Source organism: Filimonas zeae, from assembly GCF_014641615.1.
In the GTDB taxonomy this organism is placed as follows: domain Bacteria; phylum Bacteroidota; class Bacteroidia; order Chitinophagales; family Chitinophagaceae; genus Filimonas; species Filimonas zeae.
Window position 1 is genome coordinate 183643 of the sequence record NZ_BMIB01000004.1, and the last position, 13212, is coordinate 196854.

A 13212-nucleotide genomic window follows, 5' to 3' on the forward strand; every position below is an offset into this window, starting at 1 on the left:
GTTCCATCAGTTTACTACAATTTTACTTTTAGTACTGTAAAGGAATAAGGCGCCAGTGTAAGTGCTACCTTTTTGTTCTTTACAGCTACGGTTGATTGTTGTGGTGCAATATTATCCGGCTTCTCAAAGCTGTTTACGCTTTCCAGATCGCCCTTCAGCACAATACAATCTGCTACTGTTGCTGTTTTTTTAACCCCTTCCAGCGCCAACACATTGTTTTGTGCTTTAGCAGAAACGTTGGCTATTTTAATAATCAGCTCTTTTGTTTTTTCGTCTACAGCAGCCGTTGCATACAAGCTATCCTGCCCCGCAAGTGCTTTGCCTTCCCACGTAAGTGGCACCACCTGTGTACCCTTGTTTAATGAATACAGCTTTTGTACATGGTAATCGGGTGTGCCATATACCTGCAGGTTGTTTACCCATATTAAATCGGGCGACCACTGCCAGGCATCGGTATTAGCAAACAGCGGCGCATAAGAAGCCATGTTTACCACTGCAGCATTACGCTCCAGTCCGGTCATAAACGCAGCTTCGGCCAACGCTGTTCTCCAGCTGTTTACGTTATTAGTACCACCGGTAATTTTGGCATGGGCTGCATACTCGCCGGCAAATATCTTGCTGCCTTTTCTATCATAACTATCGTAACGGCTGGCATTAGATAAAAACCAATCGGGTGAGCGATAGTAATGTTCATCAATAATGTCTGCATTCATACTGCGCAGCTCACCGTTCAGGTAATTAAAACGCTCATTATCAGGATCTGTTCCCGAACTGTTTACCAGCTTAATATCCGGATACTTTGCTTTCAGCGCTTTGGTAAACACTTTAACACGCTCAATGTACTGGGGACCCCAGTTTTCGTTACCCACACCCAGCATTTTTAAATGAAAAGGTTGTGGATGGCCCATGGATGCACGCACTTTGCCCCATTGCGTGGTAACATCGCCATTGGCAAACTCAATTAAATCCAATGCATCCTGTACATAAGGATCTAAGTCTTCCAGCGGTACCAGTTCAGAAGTATTGAACTGGCAGGCCATACCGCAGTTTAATATAGGCAGGGGTTCTGCACCAATATCTTCTGCCAGCTGAAAATATTCAAAGAAGCCGAGGCCAAATGTTTGAAAGTAATCAGGTGCTGCTTTGTGTGGAAATTCAATATTCCAGCGGTTCATAATCAGTTGCCTTTCTTCAACCGGCCCTATTGTTTTTTTCCACTGGTATCTGTTGGCCAGGTCTACCCCTTCCACAATACAACCGCCGGGAAAACGGATAAAGCCAGGCTTCATATCGGCCAGCATTTGTACCATATCGCCCCGCATTCCGCCGGATCTGTTTTTCCACGTATCTCCGGGAAACAACGAAATCATATCTACATCTATTACACCGGTACCTTCCAGCCAGATATACAATTTAGCTTTGGGATCTGCCGCAACAGACTGAAAACTTACGGATTGTTTGTGCCAGGCAGCACCACTTTCTGCCGGCTTAATTACGGTTTGGCCCAGCGATTCACCTTTGCTGTTAATAAGGCTCAGGTGCATAGTAATACCGGGAGCAGCCTGGCGGTAGAGGAAAGAAAAATCGTAACGCAGGTCTTTTTTAATACCCATGCCTCTGAAACCTTCGTTGGTAAGTTCCAGATCGCCCTTAACGGCATTGCGGGCAGTTAAACGTAAAAAGCGCGGGTTGTTGGTAGCTTCTTTACGCGAGAGTACCAGTATATCTCCCTCCTGTTTGCGCTTTACCGACCAGCCCATCAGTGGCTTAAAAAACTCAAACGAACGGTTCTTTACCAGTTCTGCATAAATGCCTCCATCGGCACCAAAATTAATGTCTTCAAAAAATACCCCCCACATAGTGGATTGTATAGGCGCAACAGGCTCATTTACTTTTACGGTAAATGTTTTCTGCGCCACGGCCAGCCCCATACACAAGCTTGTTGCCAGCGATAAACCAATGATCTTCTTCTTTTGCATACACTACTGAGTTCAGCGGATTTTACTGGTTGAAAATAAGATGATTACACGAAGCTGCCTGCTATGGCAATATATGGCCTGCGGTGCTGCAATCGGATAATTATCAATTTGACATTTATTGCAACTAAAGTAAGGCATTTTGGGGTTTTACTATTCCATTTTTTTGGAGTAGGTTTGAAACCTCGCACGTTTTTATGAAAAAATTGATAGTGATAGTATTAGGTGCTTTTGCCATAAAGGCGCAGGCACAAACCACAGCCTCCGCCAGCAATGCCACCTTACAAAGCTCCGTTGCACGCGGTAAAACAGTATATACCACCTATTGCCTTGCCTGCCACCAGGCCAATGGCGGCGGTGTACCCAACCTGAACCCGCCACTTGCCAAAACCAGTTTTGTATTGGGAGACAAGAAAAAGCTGGTTAGTATTTTATTAAAGGGCATGAATGAAGAAGTGGAAATTGATGGCAACTACTATTCTAATACCATGCCTGCCCAGGCATTTCTGAAAGATCAGGAGCTGGCAGATGTGCTTACTTATATACGCAACAGTTTTGGTAATAAAGCCACCGCGGTGACAGTTGCAGAAGTAAAAGCAGCACGGAAAACGGTAGCTGCACATTAAGCGCTAACCGACGTTTTCTGCCAGCATGGGAACCTTTTCCAATACAGGATTGTACACCCTTTTGAATACAAAAGCAGGCGTTATTCTGGCCCCCAGAAGCATTGCTTTATCCAGCACTTTGTTGGGTTGATGCATTAGTTTGCCTAAGCGCCAGCTTTGCTGTACAATCTTGTTTACTTTGGCTTCCCGCAGCCGCTGGTATTGCCTGAAAACCTCATCTATACTGCCATGCTGGTGCCGGCCTAACAGGCTGCTCAGTACATATACATCTTCTATAGCCAGGCAGGCCCCGTTAGCCAGGTTAGGCGTGGTAGGGTGAATAGCATCGCCCACCAGTACCGTGTTATTTTTAAACCAGGGAATGCGCCTGTCTGCCGGTTTAATATCCTGCAGGTAATTACAGTAAATATTGTCAGTAGCGTGAATAATCATATTTACCACCGGATGGTAAGCAGCAAACTGCTTCATCAGCATTTGCCTTGCTGCTGCCGAGGGTATTATTACCTTACCCGCATCGCCCTGTGTAATGGCATACCAGCTGTAATAGTTGCCCCGGTTGTGTATAATAGCAAAGCGCAGATTGCTTCCGATAATATCGTGATAGGTATTCTTAAAATCTTCCGGTAAAGGCATACACGCAATGCCACGCCATAATACCTGCCCGCTGTTGCGGATAGGAATATCATGAAACAGGGCTCCTCTGATAGCAGAATGAATGCCATCGGCAGCCACAACTACTTCACGCTCCTCCACTGCATAAGCAGCCGGAAAACGGGAGCTGAGTTGTAATCTGTTTTTATCAATACGGCTGAACAGCAGCTCGTGCAGTTGTTTTCTGTTTACACTTAAAGCAGGCTTTGCCAGTTGAAACTCTTTTAAGGTTTCCAGTTTTTTATCTGCAAAACGAAATTGTGCAATTTCACATCCCATTAAACGGATAGCCGGCAGTAGTTCCAGTTTTTCAAGAATAGGGAATATGTTATTGCTTAGGCCAATACCTACATCGTTATAAGAGATCTTAGCATCCTGCTCGTGCAGCGTATAGGGTATGCCCTGCTGTTGCAGGCATAAAGCCATAGTTAAGCCGGCAATACCTGCGCCGGCAATATGTACATGGTGAATTAAGGGCATAGCGTATTAAAAGGATGAGCATAAAAACACCCGGATATAGAGATATCCCGGTCATACACATGAGAAAAAAAAATATTATTGAATTGAAAAATTTTCATTTTACCACACATTTCTCGGACACCAGTCGCCATATTTATTCCCTAACAAAAAGCCCAGCACAACTTCGTGTGTGCCGTTACTTACTGTATTTAATGCAGAAGTAGTATAGTCGTAAGAATAGCTGAGGTTTACCGTATGGCTGATGTTAACACCCGCCATAGCATTCCAGCCATCGCTTTTGCGGTAGCCTGCGCCAAACCATACAAAATCGTGATACTGTAGTTTGGTGTTTATATCAAACTGCACCGGCAGCGGGCTTACCGATTTTAGTAATACCGATGGAATCAGATTCCAGTCTTCTCCCAGCAGCATTCTATACCCTGCCGTAACAAACAGGTGCGGCGCTAACTTGCTCCCCTGCCCTATTCTGTTGCCGGAAAAGTAAATGCTTTGCCCCATCAGTTGCTGCATAGAAACGCCTACAAAAAAGTCTGCACCATATAAATACAAACCTGCCATGATATCAGGCTTCATATTGTTTACAGAGCCGCTGTTGTACACTGCCGGGTCTACCTGTGTATTACCAAAGTTGAGTTTGTTGGCATCCAGGCTAACGTTAGATAAGCCTGCACCAAAGCCCGCAGATAAACTGGTGCGGGCGCCGATGCCTATATGATATGCATAAGTTGCGTAGGCAGAAAAGTTTTTAAGCGGACCGGTTTGATCGTTCACCACCTGCATACCTATACCGTGATGCGGCTCCGCAGCAGAATAGTCCTGCCAGTAATCTGTACCCCTTGGGTTGGTACCATCTACCTGAAATGAAGTAGCTGTAGTACGATAATCTTTCTTGTTTAATGCGCCGTGAACAGTGAAATAAGTAGTAACAGGCGCATCTTTTAAACCGGCCCATTGCCGGCGATGGCTGATCTTAATATCTGTATAGTTTTCAATGCCTGTTAAAGCAGGATTAAGGATATACTGATTTAATACATATTGTGTGTAATGGGGCTTTTGCTGTGCCAGCACGCCGGAAACACCTAGCATAAACACGGATGGTAGAAGCCACTTTTTTCTCATACACCTCAGTTTTAGTCTGTAACCCACTATTGAAAGGGCACAACAGGAAGAATTGCACAGCAGTCAAAAATTGGTTTGAAAGATAAAGTTACCTTAACACAGATACGGGGTTGCTATAATAAACAGCCGTATTAAAAAACAGTGGAAAACCACCAGGCATTACTAACAACCGTTATGGTACAACAACTTTAAACATACTGTATCTATCATTAAATATGGAACGACTGACCGAAAACCAGTGGAAAACCGCCAGCCAATTTTCAAATTGGCGTGATTTAATGTAATTTTAGAGCAATAACCATAGTTTACCTGTCAATTACACATTTCTCCTACCCTGTGGATATTGCACCTCTGTTAAAAGAATTGAATGAACTAACACGCGAATACGCTTGCTGCCATAAACTGAAATAATTGGCTATGAAGAAAAGAGTCTGCGGGTTGTTATGGCTGCCGCTGTTTTATTGCTTACTGATGTGCTTACACGCACCTGCCCAACACAATGCAGGAGCAGGCAACAGCATTACTTCAACCGCCGATACTGCTGCTATTAATAAACTACTGGAATCTGCATTTCCCTTCCGCGAGGCTGCCCCTGACAGTGCATTACAAATGTATACGCAGGCCCTTACCTTGTCGCGGCAGGCAGCCTATGGCACAGGCATTAGTGAGGCTTATCTGGGCCAAAGCCGTATACTAAGCATTTTAAATAAATACGAGGCATCTATAGCAGCTGCACACAGCGCTTTACTTTACGGGAGAGACGATAAAAAATGGCGTGAGCGGGAAGTGAATATCTATCATGCCATGGCGCAATCTTTTTATTACCTCGGGAAGTACGACTCCTGCGCCTGGTACCGGTACAAAGCACTGAACATTGTAGAAAGTACCCCCAATATAAGTCTGCAACTGCAGATGCGGGCGTATGGCAGCATTCTTCAGTTCTGGATGAATGCACATGAAGATATTCAGAACGATCGCTTTATTCAGCAGTTGATGCAGCACATTAACACCATTGAACAAAAAGCCCTTGTTGCTAAAGACAGCGTGATGCTGGTAAGTGTATATTTTCAAAAAGAAGCGTATTATGAGAACATACAGAAAAGAGATTCATCCCGTTACTATTGCCGTAGGGTAGTTGAACTGGGCAAAAGAGTAAAAGTTACTCCTTCTTATATAGTTGCCTCTCTGTTAAACATGAGCATCAGCTATCTGCAGGAAAATAATCCCCGTGCTGCATTGCCTATTATAGAACAGGCAGTAAAAGAAATGCCGGAACCTAATAAGGCATCTAACCGTTATTTTGTTTTTTCACGTTTTGCATTGGGTGAAGTATGGTATCAGCTGAAAGACTACGACCAGGCCATACGGATACTGGAACCTGCGTTGAAAATGGCTGATGAGATACACATGTTTGCTTACAGCGACTACGCCCATAAAATACTGGCCAAAACATTTGATGCAGCGCATAAAACGGATAAAGCAGCTTTACACTGGCGCCTGTACTCTGATATAAGAGACAGCCTGAACAAGGATAAAAAAATGGAGTTGGTATATAACGTGGAAATGCGTTACCGCATTGCTGATAAAGAACGCGAGCTGGCTCAGAAAGAATTGTGGATAGCCCGCAATGAAAGCCGGCTGAAAGCGCAACGTTATTTAATAGGCGGCATATTATCGGGCACCCTGCTGATAATATTGCTGAGTTTGCTGCTGTACCGCAACAACAAACACAAGCAAAAGCTGCAGGCAGAGAAAATAAGAAATCTGCATCAGGAGCTGCAGATTTCCAGTTTACAGGCTATGATTGCCGGTGAGGAAAAGGAACGCAGCCGTATTGCACGTGAACTGCACGATGGATTGGGCGGTACACTGGCGGCCATAAGAACCCGCTTAAGTTATGTATTCCGGAAACTGGACACCCGTGGCGAAGCCTGTAGCGATTTTGCAGAAACATTGCAGTTACTGGAGGAAGCTTCTGTGGAACTGCGCAAGACCGCACATAACCTGATGCCTGAAATTTTGTTACGGGAAGGACTGGCCAAAGCATCTCTTCTCTTTTGCGAACGGGTGCGCAAGGGGCATATGCTGGAAATTAATACGGAAATATGGGGTGAGGTGAGGCGGCTGCCTAAAGATTTTGAATTAACAGCTTATCGTATTATACAGGAACTGATTCATAATACACTCAAGCACGCCCGTGCCACACAGGCCCTGGTGCAGATAGTGTTTCATGATTCGTTGCTGTGTATTACGGTGGAAGATAACGGAACCGGTATACCGGGCGAAAGCTGGCAGCAGCTGGATGGCATGGGGCTGAAAACGATTGAAGAGCGGGTAAAATCGTTAAACGGGCAGATAGATATTGCCAGCAGCCCGGGCAAAGGAACCAGTGTATACATTGAACTGAACATTATTACTACCCGCCAAAACGTAACGGACTGATGAAAAAGATACAGGTAGCTATTACAGACGATCATCCTATAGTAGTAAACGGCCTTAAAAGAGTGCTGGCAGATTTTCCGCATATTGAGGTGACTGCAGTATACAATACGGGCGCTGCCCTTTTGCAGGATATTAAAAGCAAACAGCCCGATGTGCTGCTGTTGGATATGCATTTGCCAGATATGGAAGGCACTGAAATAGCCAGAAACATTACCAAAAAGTACCCCGGTGTACGTATTCTGGTACTCAGCAGCACCGATATAATGATTCAGGTAAAAAAGATGCTGCAGCTGGGGTGTATGGGATATTTATTGAAAGATTCTGAAGACACCACCATTGTAACCGCTATAGAAACCGTATACAACGGTGGCCAGTTTCTGTCGCCCGTATTACAGCAGCGTATTGTAGAAGACATGTTCAAAAGCAGGCAAAGCGAGAAAAAGCAGGCCATGCTTACCAGCCGTGAAAAAGAAGTGCTTCAGCTGATTATTGATGAACATACCAGCCAGGAAATAGCTTCCATGCTATTTATCAGCCCGCATACGGTAGAAAACCACCGCATTAGTATTATGCAAAAACTGGATGTAAAAAATACTGCGGGCCTGGTAAAGCGCGCTTTACAGTTAGGATTAACCGAATAACCGGAACCATCCGCATCTGTTCCTCCAGATTTTCCAGGTTTACTCCCTGATATCTTAAACAGATAGCTTACTTTTAAAGTATGCTATCTGTTTGTTGTTTAGCATGTTGTATAAATCCAATAGCCGTTTGAGATTCCGATTATTTTGATTGGTACAACAGGTATTTACTATGAAACTGAACAGATATCCGGATAGGACTGGTGTTGCTATGATTGCATTTGGGGTACTCCTTGGTGCATCTTATTTTTATTTCAGACAATTCTGGCTGATAGTATTAGGGATAGCATGGATTATGATACCGCTGTTTTTAACTGCTGACAGCGAAGAAGAAGAATAGTTTTTAGTGCAGCCCTAAGATTAAGGCCGCACCATTTTTCCACATATTTGAAGAGAACATCTTTCGATGCATAAATCCTTAATTATAGTCCGCTGATAAACTCCGTCCACTCCGTAAGTTCAGGAACGCCCGGCTTGCGCTTGCCAAAAAACTGCACAATCAGCTCGCCTGCTGCATCGTATAATTCCAGAGAATGTATAACGCCATCTGTGCCTGGCTTTTTAACTGCCCAGGTGCTGGCAATATCATCCAGTTTCAGATGCAGATTAAAGGAGGGGTCCATAACGTTTATCCAGTTCGGAATTTCCAGTATCTTTTCAACCGGGCCGGTATGTATTTGTATGTTTCCATGGTTACCCACAAAAACCATTATTTCCCAATGCTTTTCAGAAGCGCTCTGCAGCAATGTTTTTACCACATCGTTACTTACCTGTTTGGCAAAATCGCCAGCCAGCTTCAGTGCATGTACACGTGATACGTTAAACTTCTTCAGCATAGGAAAGAAATCATGCGTATCCTTCAGGTTACTCCAGTCTTCACGTAATGCAACAGCATCAACAGTATCATCACTGTATTGATGTGGAGCAGGTGCAGGCTGCAAGGCTAATATGGGAAACTGCTCAGGTGCTGTAAAGTCCTGTACCAGCTTATCAAAAGCAGCAGCATTTTCCGGCTGTTGCGGATATATTTTGATGACTGCATTGCCCTGATAATCGAATACCTGAATAGATTGTTTAAAGCCTGCTTCTTCACTTTCCTGCACGGCAAAACCAAAGGCCCATACACGGAAGAACATGCGCAGATCAATATCTTTACCCAGTATCAGGCCTACATGGGGATTGTTTACACTCACTTCTTCCACCAGCCCTTTACGCTCGTGTACGCAACTTTCGTTACGGGTAAGCATCATAACATACCCCAACTCAGGCAAACGCTTCATTAAACCGGGAAAATCGTTTACCAGCCTTATTACTTCTGCCCCGGCAAAAGAGGCGATAATTTCAGCTTCTGTGGTTTCTAATTGCTTAGCCGCATCTCTGATGCGGATACGGGGATTTTCTTTACGGAAAGAAACCCATTTATCTTTTAAAGACATTGCTGCTGTTTGCATACTACGATATATACATTAAATCAATTACAATTAATATGTATACTGAAACAGCACTTGTGTGCAGGCGCGAGTGAATGGAGCACAAACATAAATACAATTGCCCGTTGCCCGTTATCGAAAAGAGAAAAAATAATACCCAATAAGGAAATTGTGTTGCTACTGCCGCAAACGCATATCTGCTCCCGGCTGAATCATGCCATTAAATTCATTTATCCGGCTATGCTGTACGGAAAGTGCCGGTTCCGGTATTTCCCTGCCATTTATCATAATGCGTCCACCTGCAAGGGCTCCACCGGCAATCCAGGTAATTGCTCTGGACAGTGCCAATTCATTCACATCTCCAAAATCGTGTGTTACGTCATCAGCAGCAGGCATGTCGGGGGTAAACCCGTCAAAGTAATCTCCCTCCCCTTTAGCATTTGTACTTTTAAACTGCGTCATATAAACAGTATACTTGTCTATACCTATACCAAAAAATCCAACAGGCTTGCCATAGGTTTTAGAGCCCACCAGTTTTACATTCAGATAAGGTTTAAGACTGTTAATAAGCAATTCACTGGCAGAGGCTGTATTACCGGAAACTATAAATGCCACATTTTTTACCGTTTGCAGGCTACCTTTTTTTGTGTATGTTTTTGTATTGCCTGCCAGAGAATAGTCTACATCGAAATAAGTAGCCGGCCGGCCATTTATCTGCACGGGCTTACGGTCCGAATCAAGATATGGTATGCCTTTTAACACCTCTGCCTTTCTATTTTGCATGAGCGTATTAAAAGCTTCTGCATACATTACCTGTCCGTTTACCTTAGACGATACAATGAGATTGGCGAAATAAGAGGCTGTTTCAACATAACCTCCGCCGTTATACCGCAGATCAATTACAATATCTTCAATACCGGCAGCTGCAAAAGTGGCAAAAGCCACATCCAGATCGCTTTGAGCACCAGACAATTTGCTGAATCTGGCAAAAGCAACATACCCGATGGCCTTGCTGCCTTTATTTATTACCGCTGTTTTTAATACCGGACTACTGGAATAAGTTGCTTTATCCAGTTTTACGGAAGCGGTTGAGCCATCTGTTTTTTGTACCGTCAAGCTTAAAGAAGATTGTGCAAGTGCGCTATTTAACACCGTAGGATTTACAGAAACCGGTGAGCCATTCATAGTGATAATTCTGCATCCTCTGGTTAGGCCAGCCTGCCAGGCAGGAGAAGCCGTATTAACATAGCGTATAAATACTTCCTGATTATTTACAACAGACAATTCCAGCCCAAGATCGTTTCCCTGACCTTCCAGGGTTACGGTTGCCTGCTGCCCCGTAATAACATTTCCCGCCTCGGCAAATGAATACTTACCCTGGTTAGTGCCAACGGCATACTCGTAAGGCTTACCGGTTGCAGGGTTAATTTTATACTGTACCAAAGCAAATAATTCCGTCTTCAGAGCACCGAGATCATCGCCAGTGCCAGCATATTGCCTGGGATTAAATTGCTCGTAAGAAGGCAGTGCATCGTACCACAAATAAGTCTGGCTAGCAAACAGAAAAAGCGAATCCATGCTAAGCTGAGAGCGGCTGCCAGATGCCGGAGCAGGGCTGTCTGTATTTTTGTCTTTGCAGGAAAACAAGCAAAGCGATATTGACAAGGTATAAAGAATAGCGTGCTTTTTCATTATCAGATTTGTGTTACTCAATTTACAACGATTTATTTATTACAAAAAGCTGACAATTACTTTAGGGTGCCTTCGCACTTAAGTTTGCATCTTTGTTGTCCATTTATTTCAGTGAAAAGCCCCGTGGAAACGGGGCTCGGATTTACTGAAACCATTTACTCGCTTTGTTTCAGCAACTTTTTTATAATTATTTGCTATAAGTTGTTAGTATAAGTCGTTTTAGCCCGGTTTATACACAGCACTTACAAGCATAGCGATAGTGCTATGCCTATTGGAGCTATGTAAGCGTCAATAGCTATACGCCTGTTGTGGCTGAAAAAAATACCTTGCCCGGTTATTGAGCACGGTTTGCGGAGTAAATGGTATTACAAGATTAGATTATTCAGACGAATAGCGCTTTACTATTTAGGAAAATTGAATTACGAAATTCGTAAAACCTACACCTGACTTCCGGAAACTGTTACAGTTTAATTAATTTACCTACATTACTGTGTGGGATTTGCAATGTCTTGGCTTTTATTTATATTTTGCGCTTTCTTATCTTATAAAAAGTTCTATACCAACGGATATGGGCAGATCTCTCATGACTGAATGGCTACAAAAAGAGGATTTAAACAGGGATATCATTACCGTTTCGGGAAATCTTTTCAGGAAGTTTGGCTTTAAAAAAACCACAGTGGAGGATATTGCCCGGGAAATAGGCCGGCGCAAAAGTTCGCTGTACTATTACTATAAGAGCAAGGAAGATATTTTTGAGGCGGTGGTGTATGAAGAAATGCAACGCTTTTTCCGGCTGATTCAGCGGTCACTGGAGCATTCAAAGTCGTCCAAGCAAAAACTGGTGCTGTTTTGCAAAGCACAGTTTCAGCATCTGGCATCGCTCTGCAACTTAAACGGTGCATTAAAAGATGAGAATCAGGATATTCCCTGTGTAATCACCCCTATAAAGAATAAGTTTGATACTGCTCAATTAGAGCTGGTGAGGAAAATTTTACAGGAAGGAATAGAGAAACAGGAGTTTAAAGAAATGACTGCCAGCGAAATAGATGCTTTTGCTTACATAATAGTAAGTTCATTCCGCGGCATAGAAAGTCCATTGGTAACCAATACTCAGGAACCAGACCTGGATAGCCGCATCTCGTTTATTGTAGAAATGATGGTGGAAGGAATAGGCAGACCCAGAAAAAATCTGCCGTCAGCTTAATTGTATATCAGCCGTTAAATAGCAATTAAACGGCTGATCATCCGCTCAAACCACGCTGCTTTTTTCAGATAGTGAAACAGGGTAATACCTATAACGGTGCAAAGAATGCCCGCTAATACATCCAGCACGTAGTGGTGAGTGGAATATACGGCCGCAAACCAGATACCAAAGGTTACCAGCGCAAAAAACATACTGGCATACTTCATCCTGTTTTTAATACCGTAGTATAATACAATAGAGGGGTAAGCTGCGTGCAAAGAAGGCATAGCCGCAAACACATTAGAACTTTTAGCGTACAGCCCTTTAAAAATGGACACATTAAAATAGGCATCGAACCTTCCCAACCCTGCCGTATTTCCGGGTGTATGCGGATCAAATTCGAAACCATGTAACTGCACATACCATGGTGGCGCGGCAGGACAGCCATAATAACCCACAAAGCCTACCAGGTTTACAGTAAGAAATGTAAGTGAAAAGTAGTAGAACTGTCGGCGGTTGGTATAAAAAAGATAGCCTGCAAAAAACAGAGGCACCGGCATCCAGCATAAATAAGCCAAGCCACTGAATATATCCAGAAAAGTCGATTGCCTGCTCAGCCAGAACTCGTTAGGTGTTACCCTTGAAGCCCCTTCACCAATTCCAAAAAGCATTTTTTCCAGATCATAAATCCCCTTTATGTGTACAGTATTGTACCGGTAATTGGGGAAGGCTTTCATATAATCAAACAGAATCCAGAAGATAATGAAGATAGAAAAGCCGATAATGAACCTGCGGGTGCCTTTCGACAAATAATACAGAATATTAAATAACAGTACCAACATCAGCTGTTCTGTCTTATACCCTATTAAAACATAGGACAACAACAGATAGCCAACCGAAACAGATGTAGTGATAATCAGATTTCTGAGTAATTGTGCATTTGCTTTTTCAGCCACCGACGTAGAAGACAAACCG

Annotated in this window: 11 protein-coding genes; 5 read left to right on the forward strand and 6 right to left on the reverse strand. The window is 43.5% G+C overall.

Features of this window, described 5'->3' with window-relative positions; genetic code table 11:
* Positions 1 to 14 precede the first annotated feature (14 nt).
* Positions 15 to 1979 carry an alpha-L-arabinofuranosidase family protein gene (locus tag IEY13_RS19420; RefSeq protein ID WP_188955311.1) on the reverse strand — a complete coding sequence of 655 codons (1965 nt, stop codon included), beginning with the start codon at positions 1977 to 1979 and terminating at the stop codon, positions 15 to 17.
* Positions 1980 to 2173: 194 nt separating this feature from the next.
* Between IEY13_RS19420 and IEY13_RS19425 the strand changes: the two genes are divergently transcribed.
* Positions 2174 to 2602, forward strand: coding sequence for a c-type cytochrome (locus IEY13_RS19425; protein ID WP_188955313.1), 429 nt, complete (start codon positions 2174 to 2176; stop codon positions 2600 to 2602).
* A gap of 3 nt (positions 2603 to 2605) precedes the next feature.
* Here the strand turns inward: IEY13_RS19425 and IEY13_RS19430 are convergent, their stop codons facing one another.
* Positions 2606 to 3733, reverse strand: coding sequence for an FAD-dependent monooxygenase (locus IEY13_RS19430; protein WP_188955315.1), 1128 nt, complete (start codon positions 3731 to 3733; stop codon positions 2606 to 2608).
* Between the two features lie 99 nt (positions 3734 to 3832).
* Positions 3833 to 4852, reverse strand: a complete 1020-nt coding sequence (locus tag IEY13_RS19435) for a PorP/SprF family type IX secretion system membrane protein (protein ID WP_188955317.1) — start codon at positions 4850 to 4852, stop codon at positions 3833 to 3835.
* A gap of 417 nt (positions 4853 to 5269) precedes the next feature.
* Here IEY13_RS19435 and IEY13_RS19440 point away from each other — a divergent pair, with 417 nt between their 5' ends.
* The 3 genes from IEY13_RS19440 to IEY13_RS19450 all read left to right on the forward strand — a co-directional run bounded on the left by IEY13_RS19440 (position 5270) and on the right by IEY13_RS19450 (position 8272).
* The gene (locus tag IEY13_RS19440; RefSeq protein WP_188955319.1) at positions 5270 to 7294 is read left to right on the forward strand and encodes an ATP-binding protein; all 2025 of its coding nucleotides are present in this window, start codon (positions 5270 to 5272) and stop codon (positions 7292 to 7294) included.
* Positions 7294 to 7935: a response regulator gene (locus tag IEY13_RS19445; protein WP_188955321.1), complete on the forward strand. Its 642-nt coding sequence runs from the start codon at positions 7294 to 7296 to the stop codon at positions 7933 to 7935. The genes IEY13_RS19440 and IEY13_RS19445 overlap by 1 nt, the downstream gene beginning before the upstream one ends.
* Positions 7936 to 8104: 169 nt before the next feature.
* Entirely contained in the window at positions 8105 to 8272 is a 168-nt protein-coding gene (locus IEY13_RS19450) for a hypothetical protein (RefSeq protein ID WP_188955323.1), read from the forward strand.
* Between the two features lie 82 nt (positions 8273 to 8354).
* Here IEY13_RS19450 and IEY13_RS19455 read toward each other — a convergent pair whose 3' ends face one another.
* Both IEY13_RS19455 and IEY13_RS19460 read right to left on the reverse strand, forming a co-directional pair.
* The gene (locus IEY13_RS19455) at positions 8355 to 9383 is read right to left on the reverse strand and encodes a hemin-degrading factor (protein ID WP_188955325.1); all 1029 of its coding nucleotides are present in this window, start codon (positions 9381 to 9383) and stop codon (positions 8355 to 8357) included.
* A 156-nt stretch (positions 9384 to 9539) separates the two neighbouring features.
* Positions 9540 to 11054 carry a S41 family peptidase gene (locus IEY13_RS19460; protein ID WP_188955327.1) on the reverse strand — a complete coding sequence of 505 codons (1515 nt, stop codon included), beginning with the start codon at positions 11052 to 11054 and terminating at the stop codon, positions 9540 to 9542.
* 568 nt (positions 11055 to 11622) lie between these two features.
* Between IEY13_RS19460 and IEY13_RS19465 the strand changes: the two genes are divergently transcribed.
* Positions 11623 to 12258, forward strand: coding sequence for a TetR/AcrR family transcriptional regulator (locus IEY13_RS19465; protein WP_188955329.1), 636 nt, complete (start codon positions 11623 to 11625; stop codon positions 12256 to 12258).
* 14 nt (positions 12259 to 12272) lie between these two features.
* Here IEY13_RS19465 and IEY13_RS19470 read toward each other — a convergent pair whose 3' ends face one another.
* Positions 12273 to 13208 (reverse strand): phosphatase PAP2 family protein, encoded by a 936-nt coding sequence (locus tag IEY13_RS19470; RefSeq protein ID WP_229687920.1) that lies wholly within the window; start codon positions 13206 to 13208, stop codon positions 12273 to 12275.
* Positions 13209 to 13212 lie beyond the last annotated feature (4 nt).

Coding starts and splice junctions, on each gene's coding strand:
- IEY13_RS19420 (WP_188955311.1), bottom strand. CDS start 1,979: ATGCAAAAGAAGAAGATCATTGGTTTATCGCTGGCAACAAGCTTGTGT.
- IEY13_RS19425 (WP_188955313.1), top strand. CDS start 2,174: ATGAAAAAATTGATAGTGATAGTATTAGGTGCTTTTGCCATAAAGGCG.
- IEY13_RS19430 (WP_188955315.1), bottom strand. CDS start 3,733: ATGCCCTTAATTCACCATGTACATATTGCCGGCGCAGGTATTGCCGGC.
- IEY13_RS19435 (WP_188955317.1), bottom strand. CDS start 4,852: ATGAGAAAAAAGTGGCTTCTACCATCCGTGTTTATGCTAGGTGTTTCC.
- IEY13_RS19440 (WP_188955319.1), top strand. CDS start 5,270: ATGAAGAAAAGAGTCTGCGGGTTGTTATGGCTGCCGCTGTTTTATTGC.
- IEY13_RS19445 (WP_188955321.1), top strand. CDS start 7,294: ATGAAAAAGATACAGGTAGCTATTACAGACGATCATCCTATAGTAGTA.
- IEY13_RS19450 (WP_188955323.1), top strand. CDS start 8,105: ATGAAACTGAACAGATATCCGGATAGGACTGGTGTTGCTATGATTGCA.
- IEY13_RS19455 (WP_188955325.1), bottom strand. CDS start 9,383: ATGCAAACAGCAGCAATGTCTTTAAAAGATAAATGGGTTTCTTTCCGT.
- IEY13_RS19460 (WP_188955327.1), bottom strand. CDS start 11,054: ATGAAAAAGCACGCTATTCTTTATACCTTGTCAATATCGCTTTGCTTG.
- IEY13_RS19465 (WP_188955329.1), top strand. CDS start 11,623: ATGGGCAGATCTCTCATGACTGAATGGCTACAAAAAGAGGATTTAAAC.